Here is a 17,377-nt window from a genome sequence, read left to right as displayed (position 1 = left end):
CGCGCTACGACGCATCAGATAATCCCACCCGGTCTGCCGCTCTCGTGGGGCCCGATTCCAGAACCGAGCACACCCTTATGATCCTCTTCGCGTTCCACGTAGGTGCCCAGCGCTTTCGTACACGCATCAGCCTGCGCCTGGGCATAGATCATCATTTCGCCCACCATGCGCTGGTAGTCCGCACCTGAGGCATTGGCTTTGTTCGCCATGTAAGCACTGGCCGGATCCAGACCCGGGCCCACCACCTGCGTCATGGGCAGAGAGCCGTCTGTCGCATTCTGGCAGTCGTCGGCCAGCGCCTGCCATTCGGTGGCGATGGCGGTCAAGGTTGGTTCGTCGAAGGACCAGCTGCCGGACTGGTCCATGCGCTGGAACATCTCCGTCACGCCACCGGTGGGCTTGCCCTCGGCGCCGTCGTCTACCCACATAGCCCGCTCCCCTTGGCCTGCTTCGTCGACCGCTCAGACGCCCCATCGTAGCCATCCGGTTCCAGAGTGTCTTCAAGTCGGCGCGTTTCATCCACCACCGGGTGTCAGGAGATCATCGTTATCAAGATCAAATCCGCCGCCCGGTGCGCCAGTTCGCAGGGATCGCTGGTGCCGCGATCGACTTTCGCCTGGAAAACGGTGACATCGAAAGTCAACTCGTCGGTTACTCCAACCTTGAGCATGCAGAGACCGATGGCCTGGTCCGCCTTGTTACCGAAGGCGAGGGCCGGATGCCCGCGCAGGTCGGGCATCGGCCGGAACAGGCTGTATCGGTGCCGGTTCTCATAGGTTCCGCTGAGCCCGTTGTGAAAGATCTCGTTCCAGTTGATGGCGACATAAGCCCTCGACCGCTGGTCGAGCCATTCGCATCGCGGTCCGGGCGTTTCCACCCCGGCCGCTGGGAGGCCGAGGCTGGTCGCCTGTTCTGGGGTCAGTACCGAGCACGGCTCCCGCCGGAATCGGAGTGTGTCGGTCAACGGACTCACCACCTTCGGCGCACCGGCCGTCGGAAGGCGACTCGACGAGCTGGGCGGCGGCACGGTCCGGGGAACAGGAGTGCCGGACCGCACGGTGGAGCAGCTCAGCAGGGCGAACAGCAAGCAGAAGAGAAGTACGGGCATTAGTTGGCGCCCAGGGTTGTGAGGGCCATGCGGGCGGTGTCGTGGGCCAGTTGACAGGGGTCGGCGGAACCGATCTCGTCGCGGGGCTGGTGGATGGACACCTTGATCACCAGTTCCCCGTTGACACCGACATCGACACCGCAGTGCCCGGCGGGACGGCGGTCGTTCGAGTCGTAGGCGATGACGGGTTTGCCGTCGATGGACGGCATGGGAAGAAAATAACCGAGATCGGCCTGGCGTTCGTAGACCCTGGCGATTCCCTGGGCCGTTTCGACCCATTGGATCAGCACGGAAGCGGAGGTGTTCGAATCGTGCCAGAAACAGAGCGGGCCGGCGGCGCCCTGGTTCTCGGTGGACCAGGGCGGAACGTCGAGACGAGCCAGTTGAACGGCGGTCAGCAAGGAACAGGGCTCATCGCGGAATCGTTCGATTTCCGGCGAGGCGGGTGGCGGAGGTGCCGAACAGGATGTCAAGAGGATTCCCGCGGTGAAAATCCATGCGGCGATCATGCGGGCCCCGGGGATCGGGGCAGGTTCTTCGCCCAGGCCGGAATGAGATCGGTGACGCCGGCGAGACGGGCGCAGGAAATGCACGGCTCGCCATCGGCGGAGCCGGAGACCTTGGATACGGGGACGTAGTGCCCGCAGAGCGCGACGGGGATCAGGGCGAGCGAAGGAGCCTGCCAGGCGTGTACGCGCAGATCCGTGTTCGACCGCCACCATCGAAAAGGCCCCGGCGCGGGTACACCGCCTTCAAGCTCTTCGGCTCGCTCCAACAGTTCGACGCCCAGGCTGTACAACCGTGCGCCCAGTTCACGGGTACCACCAGGCGGTAGCTCACCGCCGTCCTGGTGCCGCATCAGCTCGACGACGACCTCACCGAGATGCTTGTTCACCCGCGACACGCGCGCCAGTAGCAGACGATCCCGCTCGATCACGAGGTACCCCCATTTGCAGAATGCACTGAAACCCTCCATTTGTTACCACTGCGGTAACGCTTTCTCTTGGCGTTCAACAATGCATCGGCGCCCCGGAAGACAAACATGACTAGCCAATCGAGCGAACGCGAACAAGGCCGAATAGCCCGTAGTATTCGTTGCATGAGCGGTAATACTCCAATAGCACGAGCGCTGGGCAGGGCACTGCGTACGGCGCGTGAAGCGGCCGGTATGAGCCTTCGCGACGTAGGCGACAGGATCGGCGTCAGCTACCCGACGATCTCACGCTGGGAAACCGGCGACCGCGTGCCGCGACCCGAGGATGTCTCGGCGATACTGGTGGCTGTAGGCGCCACCCCTCGACACCGCGAGCAACTGATCGATCTGACACGGAGCGTGGACAAAGAGCATTGGCTGTCCCTGCGCGCTGAGGACCGCGATCTCAGGATGCTGGCGTACTTGGAGCACGAGCGAGCCGCAAGGCGGATCATCGAAGTGCAGCCACTGCTGTTACCCGGCCTGCTGCAAACGGCAGCCTATGCCAGAGCCATCATGCTCGCAGGTGGGCTTCCCAGCGACGAGGCAGAAGCTCGCGTACAAGCTCGAATCGCCAGACACGACGCACTGACCAGGCCAACTCCGATCGAGCTGCTCGCATTGATCGGAGAAGCCTCCTTGCACCAGGAGGTCGGCGGACTTCTGACCATGCTGGAACAGATGAAGCACCTGGCAGCGCTCATGGAAAGGATCAACATCGACATACGCATAGTGCCGAACTCTGCAGGCTGGACACCCATGATGATCGGCGGTTTCGTACTCCTGGAAGACCAGGATGGCAACTCGGTCGCACACCTGGAGAACCGGCACTCTGTGGCATTTCTCCACAAGTCATCGGATGTTGACGCCTACCGGGAGGATGTTCTCAAGCTGGTAACAGCAGCGCTGAGTACCGACGACAGCGCCCGATACATCGCCCACCGCATCACCGAGTTGGCGGCACATTGAAACTGCCGGTTGGCAGTTGGGCGGCTTTCCTTGCCATAGCGGGCAAACGCTGACCGAACCCGCCCTCGCGCTGCTACGGTGTCCAGCTGGACACGTACAGTGAGCCTGAGGGGGTTCTCCCGGTGTACCAAGATCTTGACGGGCGTCGTCGCCGCGCGGAAGAACTCGACGCGGAACTGGCGGCCGCCCGGCACGTGGCACGCAACGACACCGTCACCGCGGTCGTCAACGGGCAGGGCAAGCTGCTGAACCTGAGCATCGGCGATGCGGCACTCGATGGTCCGCACGTGCAGTCACTCGGTCCGGACATCGTGCGCGCGGTGACCTCCGCCCGCCGGGCGGCCGCCGAGGTGGCGGCACCGCGACTGGCCGCACTGTTCAACGGAACCGAACCACCGGATCCACCACGGCGACCGCGACCGGCACCGAGCCGCGACACCGAGCCGATGGAGGAAAGCTTCGAGCACATCGACTTCATCGACGGCGATACCTCCAACAACGAGCCCGAGGGGCGCTGGTGAACGACCAGGACCGGCTTTATCACCTCGTCCAGGAGATCGAAGCCGGCGTCGCGGCGGTCAAACAGGCCGTCAGCACGGCCGAACAGGCGCCGGCCGTGCACCCGATCGCGGGCGGGCTCGGCACCGTCGTCGTGGATGGCAAGGGAACGCTGATCTCCGTCGACCTCGATCGCAAGGCCGCTAGCACGCACACCGGTGCGAGCCTCTCCCGTCATGTGCTGCGGGCCATCCAGGAAGCCGAAGCGGCCGCCAAGCGCCGCCGCGTCCAAATGATCGACGAAGCCGAGCGAAAGGCGCACCGGCATGGCCGATGACAGCAAGCCCTGGGGTGACCTCGGCTACCGCGTCTACCCCGAGTCGCTGCGCGACGCCACCAACTACGTACAGGCCGCATCCCACATGCTCAGCGACTTCGCCGACGGGCAACTGTCCGACATGTGGCTTGGCGAAAGCGACCTCGGTCTGCTCGGCCGGGAGTCCAGGTTCGTCGAGGCCTACAACGGCGCCTTGAAGATCATGTCGGAGCGCAGCCGCCGAGGCTCACAACGGCTTCAGAACGTGATGGAAGCACTCGACAAGGCCGCGGACCACTACGAAACCCAGGACGAAGCGGACTACCGCCGGTTGAAGAAGGGGGAGTGACCATGCAGATTTCCGTCCCGGGAACCGCGCATCCCGCGCCACCACCCGGTGCGCCCGCCTATCCCTACCAGGCCGACGCCGACATACGCGAGTTCGCCAGCCGTTTCGACCGTCGCGACGTCGTGGAATGGCTGGACAGGATCCGCGTCGAACTCCTCGGGGACGCGACCAAGGTGCGAAGTCTTGCCGAGCAGTTCGCCGGCAATGACACCATGCGGCTGGCCGGCGAGGACATTGCGGAAGCCAGGCAAAAGCTCAACGGTACTTGGCAAGGGCGTGCCGCGGAGCAGTTCGCAACCTACGCCGATCGCACCGCCGGAGCACTCGAAAGCAATCAGGGCACCATCAAAGCCCTGTCCGGCGCGCTGGCGACCGTCGCGGAACTGGTCGTCGACACCTACGCCGATGCCATCCTGTTCATCGGGAACTGCGCGGCGAGTCTCGCCAAAATCGGGGGCAAGTTCCTCATCGCCGTGCTCACCGCTCCGATCCCGGTTGTCGACATCTTCACCGCCAAAGAGGTACTGGATACCGTCAACGAGGCTTTCGCCACCTTTATCCGCGACGTCAGCGGGTTGATCGGCGAAGCCGTGCGAAAAGTTGAAGCGTTCAACGGTCAGGCGATAGCCGTGCTGTCCGAAGGGACGGGGTTCCGGGAGGTGCCGGAACTGGCGGCGACGTCAGGTGTCACCGACCACCGGCAGTGGAAGATCGATCCCTCGGCCTTCCCGGAATGACCAAGAAACCCAGCCGGCGAGCCGGCGCGTCCGGCGCCTTGCTCGCCATGCTGATCACCGGATGCGCGACCCCTGGCGAGCCGGGGGTCGCTCCGGCACCGGCGGTTCCGGCTTCCACCGGCCCCCGGATAGCGCCGTCGATGGCCATCATCCGGCCCCTCGACACCACCTTGCTGACCGCGCATCCCTGTAGCGCGCTCAAGGCGCACCAACTGCGCGCGGTGAACGGAGAACCCGAACAGGAGTATTCGTATCCGGACAAATACTCATGCTCGTGGAGCGAGCACCGAACTACGAAGTTCGAGGTCGGAAAGTACCCCAACCCCGCCGAACCCGAGCCGCATCCGATCACCGAGATCGCCACCCGCCACTACCGGCACCCGGAGGAGTTCACCCATTGGCAAGAAACGTCACTGGACGACCTTCCGGTTCTCGTTTACGAGAGTGACTTCATTTTCGACGGCTGTGTGGCCGAGGTAGGCGCAGACGACCAGACGACCATCCGGGTTGAATACACCAAAAGCCCCAAAGACCCACCGCAGCCACTATGGGAGGGCGATCGGTGCGGCGCGGCGCTCAAGATCGCGGAGTTCGTGGTGCGGAATCTGCGCGGGTGAGATAGGCGCGCCAGTCGCCGTAGTCGGTGATATCCACCAGCTCAGGGCTGCCGACGCAGGAGTCGCGAAGGACCGTGGCCAGGGCCGAGGCGCCGTCCTCCAGTTCGATGACACCGATCTCCAACTCCGGGGGCTCGGCGGGGATCAGGTGGTCGCGGAGGATCGTCAGGGGCAGGTCGTAGACCTCGCCCAGCACGCTGCCGCCGCCGGACGGCACCGCGTGCATCGCGGGAAAGCGGTCGCCGACCGAGTAGTACCGGTACTTCGGGGCCGAACGCGCCGTGCACAGCAGTGGCGCGCCCTGGAGCTGCGCGTGCAGCGGGCCGCCGCGCATGCCGCCGCCGTTGAGGAACATCAGCGCCATCAGGTGATCCCTTCGATGCCGAAGTACACGCCGAACACCACCGCGAGTACCGCCAGCAGCCAGCCGATCTCGCGCCACTTCCGCTTGCAGACCTTGATCACCACGTACGCCACCAGCCCGGCACCGATGCCGTTGGTGATCGAGTAGGTGAACGGGATCAGCGCGATGGTCAGGAACACCGGAATCGCGAAGTCCATGTCCTGCCAGGGAATCCGGCGGCACTGCGCCATCATCATGCCGCCGATCACGACCAGCGCCGGTGCCGCGGCCTGCGCGGGGACCACGGCGGCGATCGGGGTCAGGAACAGCGTCGCGGTGAACAGCGCACCGGTGACCACGCTGGCCAGCCCGGTCCGCGCGCCTTCGCCCACCCCCGCCGCGGACTCCAGGAACACCGTGTTCGGCGCCGAACCGGTCACCCCGCCGGCCAGCGCGCCGGCGCCGTCCACCAGCAGGATCCGGCCCATGCCCTCGACCTTGCCGTTCCTGGTCAGGCCGGCCTCCTCGGAAACGCTGGTGATGGTGCCCATCGCGTCGAAGAACCCGGAGAGCACCAGGGTGAACAGGAACACGCTGGCGGTCACCGCCCCGGCCGAGCCGAAACCGCCGAACAGGTCGATGTCCCCGAAGAGACTGAAGTCCGGGCTGGCCACGATGTGGTCGGGCACGTTCGGCTCGACCAACCCCCAGCCCTGCACGTCGAACACCGCGTTCACCACCACCGCGAGCACGGTCGCCACCACGATGCTGATCAGCACCGCGCCGGCCACCCCGCGGCTGATCAGCACGATCATCAGCAGCAGCCCGACGCAGAAGATCGCGATCGGCCAGCCGGCCAGATGCCCGCCCTCGCCCATCCGCACCGGCACGGTCGAGTTCGCCGCGTCCGGGGTCCTGGTCACGAAACCGGCGCTGACCAGGCCGACCAGTGCGATGTACAGGCCGATGCCCACCGTGATCGCGATCTTCAACGGCATCGGGATCGCGTTGATGATCCGCTCCCGCACCCCGGACACCGCCATCAGCACGATGCACACGCCCTCCAGCACGACCAGCCCGAAAGCTTGCGCCCAGGTCATCGCGGGCGCCATCTGGAAGGCCACCACCCCGTTCACCCCGAGCCCGGCGGCCAGCGCGAGCGGCGCGTTGCCGACCAGGCCCATCAGGATGGTGGTCACCCCGGCGGCCAGCGCGGTCGCGGTGGTGACCTGCTCGGTGCTCAGCCTGGCGCCGGTGATGTCCGCCGACGCGCCGAGGATGAGCGGGTTCAGCAGCACGATGTAGCACATCGCGACGAAGGTGGTCACTCCGCCGCGGACCTCACGGCCGAAAGTACTGCCCCGCTGGGATATCCGAAAGAATCTGTCCAAACCGGACTGTTTTGCCGGTTCCGGTGGCTGGTGCTGGCTTTTCGCGCGCAACTGGGTCATGCCTGCCTCCACAGCGTTGTGGCACGTCAGGGGTCGTGAGTGAAAAGTGTTGCCGGAGGAACACTTTTCACTCACGACGTCTTCAGTAGGCGACCTTGTCGGCCTTGGCCTGCCAAGCGGCGAAGGGTGCGTTTCCCTCCGCGATGGACAGCTGGGCCACGGGTAGGGCCCAGTCCTGCCTTGGCTTGGCGAACAACTCGTAGAACTCGCGGTCGTCGAAACCCGCGTCGGCGGCGTCGTGCCGGTCCGCGGCGTAGAGCACCTTGTCCAGCCGCGCCCAGAGCGCGGCGGACAGGCACAGCGGGCAGGGTTCGCAGGAGGACACCAGCACGCAGCCGGTGAGCCGGTAGTCGTCGATCGCCTGGCAGGCCGCGCGGATGGCGACCACCTCGGCGTGCGCGGTCGGGTCCAGGCTCGGGGTGACCTGGTTGGTCCCGGTGGCCAGTACCTCGCCCCGCCGGACGATCACCGCGCCGAACGGCCCGCCGCCGTCGGCCACGTTTTCCGTGGCCAGCCGGACCGCGCCGGCCAGCCAGTCCCGCTCGGTGTTGTCCATTGTGGACAGAATGGTGCCCAAGTTACGTCTCCTGCTCGAAATTTCAGGTACCGGTGAGGTGTTCCGGACGCACCGGGACACGGGTCAAAGCCTTGCCGGTCGCCGCGCGGATCGCCGCCACGATGGCCGGGGTCGAAGAAATGGTCGGTGGCTCGCCGATGCCGCGCAGCCCGTACGGGGCGTGCGGATCGGCCAGCTCCAGCACGTCGATGCTCATCGGCGGCATGTCCAGCACGGTCGGGATCAGGTAGTCGGTGAACGACGGGTTGCGGATCTTGCCGCCGACGGTCTGGATCTCCTCCATCACGGCCAGCCCGAGCCCCTGCGCGGAACCGCCCTGGATCTGGCCGAGCACCGCCTGCGGGTTCATCGCCTTGCCCACGTCCTGGGCGCAGTCCAGCGCGACCACCTTGACCAGGCCGAGCTCGGTGTCCACGTCCACCACCGCCCGGTGCGCGGCGAAACCGTACTGCACGTGCGCGGTGCCCTGGCCGGTCTCCGGGTCTAGCGCCTCGGTCGGCCGGTGCCGCCACTGGACGGTCTCGTCCAGCACCTCCGTGCCCAGCACGTCGACCAGATCGGCCAGCACCCCGTCGTGCGAGCACACGAGTTTGCCGCCGGTGACACTGAGTTGGCCCGCCGCGGCACCGAGTTTGCGCTCGGCGTGCGTGAAGAGCGCCGTACGCACGGCCAGGCTGGCCGCCCGCACCGCACCTCCGGTCACGTAGGTCTGCCGAGACGCCGAGGTCGAGCCCGCGTTGCCGATCGTGGTGTCCATCGGCTGGATGGTCACCTGCTCCACCCCCAGCTCGGTACGCACGATCTGCTGCATCACGGTGACCAGGCCCTGGCCGACCTCGCAGGCCGCGGTGTGCACGGTGGCCGCCGGTTCCCCGCCAATCACCTGCAGCCGCACGCGTGCGGTGGAGTAGTCGTCAAAGCCCTCCGAGAAGCAGATGTTCTTGATTCCCACCGCATATCCGACGCCCCGCACCACGCCTTCGCCGTGCGTGGTGTTGGAAACCCCGCCGGGCAGGGTGCGCAGGTCCGCGTCACCGGCCCGGTCGGCGGGCAGCGGTTTGCGCTGCACCCGCCGAAGCAGCTCCGCCACCGGAGCGGCCGAGTCGACGACCTGACCGGTCGGCATCACGGTGCCCTCGCTCATCGCGTTGCGCACCCGCACCTCGACCGGGTTCAGGCCGCAGGCGTCGGCGAGTTTGTCCATTTGCGACTCGTAGGCGAACCCGGCCTGCACCGCGCCGAAGCCGCGCATCGCGCCGCAGGGCGGGTTGTTGGTGTACGTGCCCCAGCAGTCGATGGACACGTTGGGCACGTCGTACGGCCCGACGCCGAGCGTCGCCGCGTTGGCCACCACCGCGCCCGTGGACGACGCGTACGCGCCACCGTCCAGGTAGATCCGGGCCTTCACATACACCAGCCGGCCGTCGCGATCCGCGCCGTGCTCGTAGTGCAGCGTGCCGGGGTGCCGGTGTACATGTCCGTAGAAGGACTCTTCGCGGTTGTACACCATCTTCACCGGCTTCCCGGTGTGCAGCGCGAGCAGACAGGCGTGCACCTGGATGCTCAGGTCCTCCCGGCCGCCGAACGCGCCGCCGACCCCGCCGAGGGTGAGCCGCACCTTGTCCGCGGGCAGCCCGAGCGCGGCCACGATCTGCTGCTGGTCCACGTGCAGCCACTGGGTCGCGACGTACAGGTCGACCCCGCCGTCTTCGGCCGGCACCGCCAGTCCCGACTCCGGGCCGAGGAACGCCTGGTCCTGCATGCCGACCTGGTACGAGCCGGTGACCACGACCTCGGCGTGGGCGTCCTGGTCGCCACGGCGGATCGGCACGTGCCGGACCACGTTGCCGCCGGGATGCAGCTCCGCGCCCTCCCCGGCGACGGCCAACTCGGCGTCCACCACCGGCTCCAGCACCTGGTAGCCGACCACGATCCGGTCCATCGCGCGGCGCGCGGTCTCCGGGTGGTCCGCGGCCACGATGGCCACCGGTTCGCCCTGGTAGCGCACCACGTCCACGGCCAGCACCGGCTGGTCCTGGTGCTCCAGGCCGTACAGGTTCAGCCCCGGCACGTCCTCGTGGGTGAGTACGGCGTAGACGCCCGGCACCTTCAGCGCCTCGGTGATGTCGATGCCCTCGATCCGGGCGTACGGATGCGGACTGCGCAGGGTCGCGCCCCACAGCATGTCCTCGTGCCACAGGTCCGAGGAGTAGGCGAACTCGCCGCGCACCTTGATCGTGCCGTCCGGGCGCTGCGGGCTGCTGCCGACGCCGTTCGCGGAACCGGTGTTCGTGACGGTCTCGGTGGAAGTACTCATCGTTTCCCCTGCAATTTCGTGCTCGCGGCCCGGAGTTCTCCGGCGATGGCGTTCTCGTCCGCGGTCCGCAGCTCGCCATCGGAGACCACCGTCCGCCCGCCGACCAGCAACCTGGCCAAGGGCGGGGTGGAGCCGAGCACCAGCGCGGCCACCGGGTCGGTGATGCCGGCGTGGGCCAGCCCGTCCAGCCGCCACACCGCGAGATCGGCCAGCTTGCCCGGCTCGAGCGAACCGAGCTCGTCCTGACGGCCGAGGCAGCGCGCGCCGCCCATGGTGCCCATCCACAGCGCTTCGCGAATGCTCAGCGCGGTCGGCCCGCCGCGCTGGCGGGCCTGCAGCATCGCCTGGTGCAGTTCCTCGCCGAGGCCGCCGGACTCGTTGGACGCGGCACCGTCCACGCCGAGGCCGACCGGCGCGCCCGCGTCCAAAAGGTCGCGGACCGGCGCGATACCGGCGCCGATCCGGCCGTTGGAGGTCGGGCAGTGCGCCGATCCGGTCCGGGTCGCACCTAGCCGGCGGATCGCTTCGGGCGCGAGGTGGATCGTGTGCGCCAACCAGACGTCGTCGCCGAGCCAGCCCAGCCTGTCCGCGTACTCGGCCGGGGTGCAACCCACCTCGGCCAGGCACTGGCGCTCCTCGTCCAGCGTCTCCGCCAAGTGGGTGTGCAGCCGGACTCCCTTGCGCCGCGCCAATTCCGCCGCACCGGTCATCAGCTTCTCGCTCACCGAGAACGGCGAGCACGGGCCGACGGCGATCCGGACCCTGGCGTCCGCGGCGGTGTCGTGGTAGCGGTCGATCGCCTGCTCGGTGCCGAGCAGCGCGGCCTCGGTGTCCTCCACCAGGTTGTCCGGCGGCAGCCCGCCGTCGGACTCGCCGCGGTCCATCGAACCGCGCACGATCTGCGCCCGCACCCCGATCCGGCCGGTGGCGGACACCAGCGCGTCCAGCTGGTCACCGGCGTCGGCCGGGAAGACGTAGTGGTGGTCGGCGACCGTGGTGCAGCCGGTCAGCGCGAGCCTGGCCAGGCCGGCAGTGGCCGCCGCGTGCGTGACGCCCGCGTCCAGCCTGCCCCAGATCGGGTACAGCTCGGTCAGCCACTCGAACAGCGTCGAGTCCACGGACAGCCCGCGGGTGGCCCACTGGTACAGGTGGTGGTGCGTGTTCACCAGCCCGGGGGTGACCAGGCAGCCGCTCGCGTCCATCCGGTGGTCGTAGTCGCCCTCCGGCGCGCGGCCCTCACCCAGGCCGGTGATCCGGTCGCCGTCGACGATGACGTGGCCATTGCGGAACTCGGTGCCATCGGCGTCCACCGCGCACACCGCCGCGTTCTCGATCAGCAAGGTGCTCATACGACCTCCGCCGCCGAGCGCACCGCGTCCAGGATCTTCTCGTATCCGGTGCAGCGGCACAGGTTTCCGGCCAGTGCCTCGCGGATCTCCTCGTCGCTCGGCCGCGCGACCCTGTTCAGCAGGTCGTGCGCGGCGACCACCAGGCCCGGCGTGCAGAACCCGCACTGCACCGCGCCCGCGTCCACAAAGGACTGCTGTACCGGGTCGAGCTGGTCCCCCTCCGCCAGCCCTTCCACGGTACGCACCGCGCGCCCTTCCACCTGGCCGGCCGCGACCAGGCAGGAGCACACCGGCACGTCGTCCAGGTACACCGTGCACGAACCGCATTCACCCTGCTCGCAGGCGTTCTTGGAGCCGGGCAGGCCGAGCCGCTCACGCAGCAGGTAAAGCAGGCTTTCGCCCTCCCACACGTCGTCGGCCCGCTTCCGCTCGCCGTTCACCGTCACGTTCACGCGCACGACCGCTCACTCCCCTGGTATTCGTTCCATGCCCAAGTCAAAGTCCTTCTGGCCAAAACGGCGAGTGCGTGTCGGCGGTAGTCCGCGCTGCCGCGCACGTCGTCGATCGGCGCGGCGGCGGAGGCGGCCAGCTCGCCGAACTTCCGGCGGACCGAGTCGCTGATCGGCGCCCGCGAGTTCCACAGCCCGGAGTCGGTCAGCTCGGCGGCCAGGAACTCCTCCGCCGCGAGCGCCCGTTTCGGCGTCGGCGCGGCGGAACCCACCGCCGCGCCGACCCCGGACCGTTCCGGGTGCAGCGCGACCGCGAAGGAGCAGACCGCGATCACCATCGCGTTGCGGGTACCCACCTTGGCGAACTGCTGCGGCCCGGCCGATGCGGGCAGCCGCACCGCGGTGATCAGTTCGTCCTCGGCCAGCGCGTTGCGCTTCACGCCGAGGTAGAACTCGTCGGCCGGGATCAGCCGCGAACCGCGCACGGAGGCCACTTCGACCTCCGCGCCGGCCGCGAGCAGCACGGGATGCGTGTCCCCGGCCGGTGAGGCGGCGCCGAGGTTGCCGCCGACGGTGCCGCGGTTGCGGATCTGCGGGGAGCCGACCGTGCGCGAAGCCATCGCCAGCGCCGGCAGGGAACCACCCAGTTCAGTGATCACCCGGACGTACGGCACCCCGGCGCCGAGCCGGACCGTGCGATCGGACTCGGACCACTCGGCAAGCTCGGCGACGCCGTTCAGGTCCAGCAGCGCGGCCGGGCGGCGGTGGTCGAAGTTCAGCTCGACCATGACATCGGTCCCACCCGCGATCGGCACCGCGTCGGGACGCGCTGCCTTGACGGCCAGCGCTTCGTCCAGGCTCTGGGGACGCAGGAAATCCACTCGAAGCTCCTTCAAAGGCGACGTGACTCAGTACACAGCGGTGGACCAAGCACGGCAACGGTGCCTAAACATGAATCGAGAGCGGCGAAAACCAGCGCTTTTGTGGTTTCCTACAAACCTTATGACCGCGTTGAAAAATCTGCTCGACCTACCCGAGCTGGGCATGCGGCTGCGCACCGGCGCCGGCCTGCTCGACCGCGAGGTGAGCCGGATCTACGGCACCGAGCTGCCGGACCCGAGCCGCTACCTCTCCGCGGGCGAGCTGGTGCTGACCGGGCTGCTGTGGTGGCGCGGGCCGGGCGACGCCGAGCCGTTCGTCGCCGCGCTGGCCAAGGCGGGCAGCGCGGCACTGGCCGCGTCCGGCGCCGACTCCGACGGCATCCCCGCCGAGCTGGTGCAAGCCTGTGCGCGGCACCGGATCCCGCTGCTGGAGGTGCCCCCGGACCTGTCCTTCGCGGTGATCACCGAACGCGTGGTGCTGGCGCTGGCCGCCGAACGCGGTGGGGCGCGGCGGCGCCTGCTGTCCACCGCGACCGACGACGCGTCGCTGCCCGCGCTGCTTCGGCACGGCGCGGTGGAACTGGGCGCGCCGTGCTGGGTGCTGTCCGGGACCGGCCGGGTGGTCGCCGGCACCGGCGAGGCGCTGCCGGCGGAACCCGCCGAGATCGTGACCGCGTTCGCCGACCGCGGGCGCGAGCACCCCGGCTGCACGGTGCTGCCGGTCGGTGGCCGGTTCGTGGTGCCCTGGCTGCTGGTGGTCGGTGCCGAGGCCGGGGACTGGACGCCGACGAGCACTGAGATCGCCGAGGAGCTGGCCGGGCTGGCCGGACTGGCCAGGGGCAGGGCCGAGCAGGTGCGGCGGGTCGCCGACCGGGTGGCCGAGCCGCTGCTCAGGCTGCTGGCCGCGGGCTCGGCGCCGGGGACCGAGCTGGCCGCCGCCTTCGCCTCGACGGGCCTGCCGGAACAGGCCGTGCTGCGGGTGCTGCTGGCCCGTGCGGCGGACGACGCCGGGCGTGAGCTGCTCTCCGAGATACTCGCCGAGGTCGAGTCCGACACCGTGACCACGCTGATCGGCACCGTCGGCGAAGACGCCTACGCACTGGTGGTGGCCGAGCACTGGCCGGCGGACTGGACCACCGGCTCCGCCGCAGCACTGTCCATTGTGGAGCCACTGCTGCCGTCGCCGGGGGTGGTGGTCGGGGTCGGCGGCCCGGTGACCATGGCCGGGCTGCTCGGTGCGGCCCAGGAAGCAAGGCACGCGGCGGTGGCGGGCGCGCGGCGCGCGGAACCCGTCGCGGTGGTCGCGGGCGCCGAGCTCGAACCGCACCAGCTGCTGATCGCCGGGCTGCCGGACGAGCTGCGCCGCTCGGTGCGCGAACGGGTGCTCGGCCCACTGCTGGCCTACGACCTGGCGCAGAACAGCGATCTCGTGCACACCGTGCGCGTCTTCCTGGAGCACAACGGCTCCCCGGCGCTGACCGCGAAAGCGCTGCACGTCCACGTGAACACGCTGCGGTACCGGATCTCCAGGGCGAGTGAGCTGCTGGGCATCGAGCTCACCGAGTTCGCCAACCAGGTCGACGTCTACCTGGCCCTCAAGATCGAGGACTGACCCAGGCTACGAAGCCAGTCGCCGGACGTGCTGGTCCAGTGCCGCTCGGTCCAGTCCACTCAGCTCCCGTACCTCCGGGGCGTCGAGGGCGCCGCAGTCCAGACCCCGCACCAGGTACGTGGCCAGTGCCTGCGCGGTCGCCGGTTCGTCCAGGATGCCGCTGTCGGCGCGTTCGGTGTACGCCCGCAGCCGGCCAGCAGCCGCGGGGAAGCCCTCCCGGAAGAACGCGTAGGTCGCCGCGTACCTGGTCGGCAGCTGATGCGGGTGCAGGTCCCAGCCCTGGTAGAAACCGTGCTCCAGGGAACGGCGGACCAGCCGCAGGTGTTCGGACCAGCCTGCCAGCACCGCGTCCCGGTCGCCGACCGGCAACCGGTTCGTCGAGCCGTCCGAGAGCCGCACCCCGGTGCCGGCCGCGGCCACCTGCATGAACTGCTTGGCGAAGTCCGCGGCCGGATGGTCCATGCGCTGGTACTCCGCGCTGATGCCGAGGCCCGCGCTGTAGTCGTAGGTCCCGTAGTGCAGGCCCGAACAGCGGCCCCGCGCGGCCCGCACGATCCGGGACACCGCGACGGTTCCGTCCGCGGCCAGGATCGACTGCGGGGTCTCCACCTGCACCTCGAACCGCAGCGCCCCCGGTGTCAGGCCGTACGCCTTTTCCAGCGCCGCCAGCACTTCCACCGCGGCTTCGACCTGTTCCACCGCCGTCACCTTCGGCAGGGTCAGCACGAACCCCGCGGGCAGGCCACCTTCGGCGAGCAGACCGCCGAGGAACAGGTCGAGGGTGCGGATCCCGCGCCGCCGGGTCGCACGTTCGAAGCTCTTGAAGCGAATGCCGGTGAACGGCGGCGCGGTGCCCGCCGCCACCGAAGCAGCCAGGACGCGCCCGGCGGCGAGCGCGGCCGCGTCCTCGGCGTCGTCCCCGGGATGGCCGTAGCCGTCCTCGAAGTCGATCCGCAGGTCTTCGATCGGCTCGTCGCGCAGTTTCGCGGCCACGCGCCCGGCGACCTCCGGCTCCAGCGCCAGCTGGTCGCCGTGTTCGGTGAGCACCGCGACCGCGAGCTGGCCCCAGTCGGCGACCAGGTCGCCGTGGTAGCGGTCGGCCGGCACGTACACCGTGTGCACCGGCTGCCGCCCGGCCGGCTCACCGGGATAGTCCGCCGCAACCCGCGCGTCCGCCGCAGCGAGCCGCGCGTCGGCTCCGGCGTAGACGTCCTCGGTGAGCCGGCCGGTCGCCACGGCTACTTGATCCGGTCGTAGGCGGGCAGGGTCAGGAAGTCCGGGAACTCCTGCGCCAGCGCGACCTGCTCGAACAGCTCCACCGCCGGGTCGAGCAGCTCGGCCGGGATCAGCTCGGCCAGCTCGTCCCGCACCTCACCGAGCACCTTGCGCACCAGCTCCTCGGTGACCGTCTCGCCGTTGTCCAGCTCGGTGCCGTTGCGCACCCACTGCCACACCTGCGAACGCGAGATCTCCGCGGTGGCCGCGTCCTCCATCAGGTTGTGGATGGCCGCAGCGCCGTTCCCGCCGAGCCAGGACGCGATGTAGCGGATACCGACGTCCACCGCGCCGCGCAGCCCGGCCGCGGTGGCCGCGCCGCCGGTGCCGGACAGGTCCAGCAGCTGGTCCGCGGTCACCGCGACGTCCGCACGCTCGCGTTCGAGCTGGTTCGGCCGGTCGCCGAGCACCTTGTCGAACTCCTCGCGGCAGATGTCCACCATGCCGGGGTGCGCCACCCAGGACCCGTCGAACCCGTCCCCGGCCTCGCGCGCCTTGTCGTCGTGCACCTTGGCCATCGCCTTCTCGGTGACCTCGGGGTCCTTGCGGTTCGGGATGAACGCGGCCATCCCGCCGATCGCGAACGCGCCGCGCTTGTGGCAGGTACGGACCAGCAGCTCGGTGTAGGCGCGCATGAACGGCGCGGTCATGGTCACGCTGTTGCGGTCCGGCAGCACGAACTTCTCGCCGGCGTCGCGGAAGTACTTGATCATGCTGAACAGGTAGTCCCAGCGGCCCGCGTTCAGGCCGGACGCGTGCTCGCGCAGTTCGTAGAGGATCTCCTCCATCTCGAACGCGGCCGGGATGGTCTCAATCAGCACGGTCGCCCGGATCGTGCCGTGCTCGATGCCCAGCTCCTTCTCGGCGTGGGTGAACACGTCGTTCCAGAGCCGCGCCTCGAGGTGGCTCTCCATCTTCGGCAGGTAGAAGTACGGGCCCTTGTCCGCGGCCAGCAGGGCGCGGACGTTGTGGAAGAAGTAGAGGCCGAAGTCGACCAGCGCGCCGACGGCCTTGCGGGCACCGAAGCTCAGGTTGCGCTCGTCGAGATGCCAGCCGCGCGGGCGGACCACGATCGTGGCGTGCTCGACGTCGTCGCGCAGCCGGTACTGCTTGCCGCCGCTGTCCAGCTCGATCGTGCCGCGGATGGCGTCGTGCAGGTTGACCTGGCCGCCGACCACGTTGGCCCAGTGCGGGGTGTTGGCGTCCTCGAAGTCGGCCAGCCACACCTTGGCGCCGGAGTTGAGCGCGTTGATGGTCATCTTGCGGTCGGTCGGCCCGGTGATCTCCACCCGGCGGTCCCGCAGCGCCGGCGGCGCCTCGGCGACCCGCCAGTCGGACTCGCGGACCTGCGCGGTCTCGGCCAGGAAGTCCAGCCGCCCGGTGCGCTTGGCCTCGTCACGGCGCTTGCCGCGGGCTTCGAGCAGCTCGTCCCTGCGCGCCGCGAAGGCGTCGTGCAGACCGGCGAGGAACTCCAGTGCGCCCGGAGTCAGGATCTCGTCGCCACGCTCTACCTGGTCGCCGAGTACCTGGGCTTCAGTCATGCGGAACACCCCAAC

Annotated in this window: 20 protein-coding genes; 7 read left to right on the top strand and 13 right to left on the bottom strand. The window is 68.9% G+C overall.

Going from position 1 to position 17,377, the window contains the following annotated elements; translation table 11 throughout:
* Nucleotides 1-14: 14 nt before the first annotated feature.
* From AMYNI_RS0127150 to AMYNI_RS49825, 4 genes are all read right to left on the bottom strand, one after another.
* Nucleotides 15-428, bottom strand: a complete 414-nt coding sequence (locus tag AMYNI_RS0127150; RefSeq protein ID WP_020671227.1) for a PE domain-containing protein — start codon at nt 426-428, stop codon at nt 15-17.
* 104 nt (nt 429-532) lie between these two features.
* On the bottom strand, nt 533-1,108 hold the full coding sequence (locus AMYNI_RS0127145) for a DUF3558 domain-containing protein (RefSeq protein ID WP_084628481.1): 576 nt from the start codon (nt 1,106-1,108) through the stop codon (nt 533-535).
* The gene (locus tag AMYNI_RS48420; protein ID WP_169515771.1) at nt 1,108-1,617 is read right to left on the bottom strand and encodes a DUF3558 domain-containing protein; all 510 of its coding nucleotides are present in this window, start codon (nt 1,615-1,617) and stop codon (nt 1,108-1,110) included. Before AMYNI_RS48420 ends, AMYNI_RS0127145 begins: the two co-directional genes overlap by 1 nt.
* Complete coding sequence (locus tag AMYNI_RS49825) at nt 1,614-2,045, bottom strand: hypothetical protein (RefSeq protein ID WP_211225515.1); 432 nt, start codon at nt 2,043-2,045, stop codon at nt 1,614-1,616. Before AMYNI_RS49825 ends, AMYNI_RS48420 begins: the two co-directional genes overlap by 4 nt.
* Nucleotides 2,046-2,207: 162 nt before the next feature.
* Here AMYNI_RS49825 and AMYNI_RS0127130 point away from each other — a divergent pair, with 162 nt between their 5' ends.
* From AMYNI_RS0127130 to AMYNI_RS0127105, 6 genes are all read left to right on the top strand, one after another.
* The gene (locus tag AMYNI_RS0127130) at nt 2,208-3,050 is read left to right on the top strand and encodes a helix-turn-helix domain-containing protein (RefSeq protein WP_026360977.1); all 843 of its coding nucleotides are present in this window, start codon (nt 2,208-2,210) and stop codon (nt 3,048-3,050) included.
* A gap of 122 nt (nt 3,051-3,172) precedes the next feature.
* Nucleotides 3,173-3,571 (top strand): YbaB/EbfC family nucleoid-associated protein, encoded by a 399-nt coding sequence (locus AMYNI_RS47470; RefSeq protein ID WP_020671222.1) that lies wholly within the window; start codon nt 3,173-3,175, stop codon nt 3,569-3,571.
* Nucleotides 3,568-3,885 carry a hypothetical protein gene (locus AMYNI_RS0127120; RefSeq protein ID WP_020671221.1) on the top strand — a complete coding sequence of 106 codons (318 nt, stop codon included), beginning with the start codon at nt 3,568-3,570 and terminating at the stop codon, nt 3,883-3,885. The genes AMYNI_RS47470 and AMYNI_RS0127120 overlap by 4 nt, the downstream gene beginning before the upstream one ends.
* Nucleotides 3,875-4,213: a hypothetical protein gene (locus AMYNI_RS0127115; protein ID WP_020671220.1), complete on the top strand. Its 339-nt coding sequence runs from the start codon at nt 3,875-3,877 to the stop codon at nt 4,211-4,213. Before AMYNI_RS0127120 ends, AMYNI_RS0127115 begins: the two co-directional genes overlap by 11 nt.
* The gene (locus AMYNI_RS0127110) at nt 4,210-4,950 is read left to right on the top strand and encodes a hypothetical protein (RefSeq protein ID WP_020671219.1); all 741 of its coding nucleotides are present in this window, start codon (nt 4,210-4,212) and stop codon (nt 4,948-4,950) included. The genes AMYNI_RS0127115 and AMYNI_RS0127110 overlap by 4 nt, the downstream gene beginning before the upstream one ends.
* Nucleotides 4,947-5,567 (top strand): DUF3558 family protein, encoded by a 621-nt coding sequence (locus tag AMYNI_RS0127105; protein ID WP_020671218.1) that lies wholly within the window; start codon nt 4,947-4,949, stop codon nt 5,565-5,567. Before AMYNI_RS0127110 ends, AMYNI_RS0127105 begins: the two co-directional genes overlap by 4 nt.
* Here AMYNI_RS0127105 and AMYNI_RS0127100 read toward each other — a convergent pair.
* The 7 genes from AMYNI_RS0127100 to AMYNI_RS0127070 all read right to left on the bottom strand — a co-directional run bounded on the left by AMYNI_RS0127100 (nt 5,527) and on the right by AMYNI_RS0127070 (nt 12,934).
* A complete protein-coding gene (locus AMYNI_RS0127100) occupies nt 5,527-5,931 on the bottom strand; it encodes an allophanate hydrolase-related protein (protein WP_020671217.1) in 405 nt (134 codons plus the stop codon). The genes AMYNI_RS0127105 and AMYNI_RS0127100 overlap by 41 nt on opposite strands.
* Nucleotides 5,931-7,361, bottom strand: coding sequence for an NCS2 family permease (locus AMYNI_RS0127095; RefSeq protein WP_026360976.1), 1,431 nt, complete (start codon nt 7,359-7,361; stop codon nt 5,931-5,933). The genes AMYNI_RS0127100 and AMYNI_RS0127095 overlap by 1 nt, the downstream gene beginning before the upstream one ends.
* A gap of 82 nt (nt 7,362-7,443) precedes the next feature.
* Nucleotides 7,444-7,917: a nucleoside deaminase gene (locus AMYNI_RS0127090; RefSeq protein WP_020671215.1), complete on the bottom strand. Its 474-nt coding sequence runs from the start codon at nt 7,915-7,917 to the stop codon at nt 7,444-7,446.
* A 43-nt stretch (nt 7,918-7,960) separates the two neighbouring features.
* Nucleotides 7,961-10,255: a xanthine dehydrogenase subunit D gene (gene pucD / locus AMYNI_RS0127085; protein WP_020671214.1), complete on the bottom strand. Its 2,295-nt coding sequence runs from the start codon at nt 10,253-10,255 to the stop codon at nt 7,961-7,963.
* Nucleotides 10,252-11,604, bottom strand: coding sequence for an 8-oxoguanine deaminase (locus tag AMYNI_RS0127080; protein WP_020671213.1), 1,353 nt, complete (start codon nt 11,602-11,604; stop codon nt 10,252-10,254). Before AMYNI_RS0127080 ends, pucD begins: the two co-directional genes overlap by 4 nt.
* A complete protein-coding gene (locus AMYNI_RS0127075; protein ID WP_020671212.1) occupies nt 11,601-12,062 on the bottom strand; it encodes a (2Fe-2S)-binding protein in 462 nt (153 codons plus the stop codon). Before AMYNI_RS0127075 ends, AMYNI_RS0127080 begins: the two co-directional genes overlap by 4 nt.
* The gene (locus AMYNI_RS0127070) at nt 12,053-12,934 is read right to left on the bottom strand and encodes an FAD binding domain-containing protein (protein ID WP_020671211.1); all 882 of its coding nucleotides are present in this window, start codon (nt 12,932-12,934) and stop codon (nt 12,053-12,055) included. The genes AMYNI_RS0127075 and AMYNI_RS0127070 overlap by 10 nt, the downstream gene beginning before the upstream one ends.
* A 121-nt stretch (nt 12,935-13,055) precedes the next feature.
* On the opposite strand from AMYNI_RS0127070, the gene AMYNI_RS0127065 reads away from it, so the two are divergent.
* Nucleotides 13,056-14,546, top strand: a complete 1,491-nt coding sequence (locus AMYNI_RS0127065) for a PucR family transcriptional regulator (RefSeq protein WP_020671210.1) — start codon at nt 13,056-13,058, stop codon at nt 14,544-14,546.
* Between the two features lie 6 nt (nt 14,547-14,552).
* Here AMYNI_RS0127065 and AMYNI_RS0127060 read toward each other — a convergent pair whose 3' ends face one another.
* Nucleotides 14,553-15,782 (bottom strand): DUF6986 family protein, encoded by a 1,230-nt coding sequence (locus AMYNI_RS0127060; RefSeq protein ID WP_020671209.1) that lies wholly within the window; start codon nt 15,780-15,782, stop codon nt 14,553-14,555.
* Nucleotides 15,783-15,784: 2 nt separating this feature from the next.
* Complete coding sequence (gene aceB / locus AMYNI_RS0127055) at nt 15,785-17,362, bottom strand: malate synthase A (protein WP_026360974.1); 1,578 nt, start codon at nt 17,360-17,362, stop codon at nt 15,785-15,787.
* Nucleotides 17,363-17,377 lie beyond the last annotated feature (15 nt).

Origin of the sequence: Amycolatopsis nigrescens CSC17Ta-90, from assembly GCF_000384315.1 — a bacterium.
In the GTDB taxonomy this organism is placed as follows: Bacteria; Actinomycetota; Actinomycetes; order Mycobacteriales; family Pseudonocardiaceae; genus Amycolatopsis; species Amycolatopsis nigrescens.
This window is presented reverse-complemented; position numbering and strand designations above follow the sequence as displayed.

What these genes read in the sequence shown, in the direction of transcription:
- AMYNI_RS0127150 (WP_020671227.1), bottom strand. Translation starts at nt 428, where the DNA reads ATGTGGGTAGACGACGGCGCCGAGGGCAAGCCCACCGGTGGCGTGACG.
- AMYNI_RS0127145 (WP_084628481.1), bottom strand. Translation starts at nt 1,108, where the DNA reads ATGCCCGTACTTCTCTTCTGCTTGCTGTTCGCCCTGCTGAGCTGCTCC.
- AMYNI_RS48420 (WP_169515771.1), bottom strand. Translation starts at nt 1,617, where the DNA reads ATGATCGCCGCATGGATTTTCACCGCGGGAATCCTCTTGACATCCTGT.
- AMYNI_RS0127130 (WP_026360977.1), top strand. Translation starts at nt 2,208, where the DNA reads ATGAGCGGTAATACTCCAATAGCACGAGCGCTGGGCAGGGCACTGCGT.
- AMYNI_RS0127115 (WP_020671220.1), top strand. Translation starts at nt 3,875, where the DNA reads ATGGCCGATGACAGCAAGCCCTGGGGTGACCTCGGCTACCGCGTCTAC.
- AMYNI_RS0127105 (WP_020671218.1), top strand. Translation starts at nt 4,947, where the DNA reads ATGACCAAGAAACCCAGCCGGCGAGCCGGCGCGTCCGGCGCCTTGCTC.
- AMYNI_RS0127100 (WP_020671217.1), bottom strand. Translation starts at nt 5,931, where the DNA reads ATGGCGCTGATGTTCCTCAACGGCGGCGGCATGCGCGGCGGCCCGCTG.
- AMYNI_RS0127095 (WP_026360976.1), bottom strand. Translation starts at nt 7,361, where the DNA reads ATGACCCAGTTGCGCGCGAAAAGCCAGCACCAGCCACCGGAACCGGCA.
- AMYNI_RS0127090 (WP_020671215.1), bottom strand. Translation starts at nt 7,917, where the DNA reads ATGGACAACACCGAGCGGGACTGGCTGGCCGGCGCGGTCCGGCTGGCC.
- pucD (WP_020671214.1), bottom strand. Translation starts at nt 10,255, where the DNA reads ATGAGTACTTCCACCGAGACCGTCACGAACACCGGTTCCGCGAACGGC.
- AMYNI_RS0127080 (WP_020671213.1), bottom strand. Translation starts at nt 11,604, where the DNA reads ATGAGCACCTTGCTGATCGAGAACGCGGCGGTGTGCGCGGTGGACGCC.
- AMYNI_RS0127065 (WP_020671210.1), top strand. Translation starts at nt 13,056, where the DNA reads ATGACCGCGTTGAAAAATCTGCTCGACCTACCCGAGCTGGGCATGCGG.
- aceB (WP_026360974.1), bottom strand. Translation starts at nt 17,362, where the DNA reads ATGACTGAAGCCCAGGTACTCGGCGACCAGGTAGAGCGTGGCGACGAG.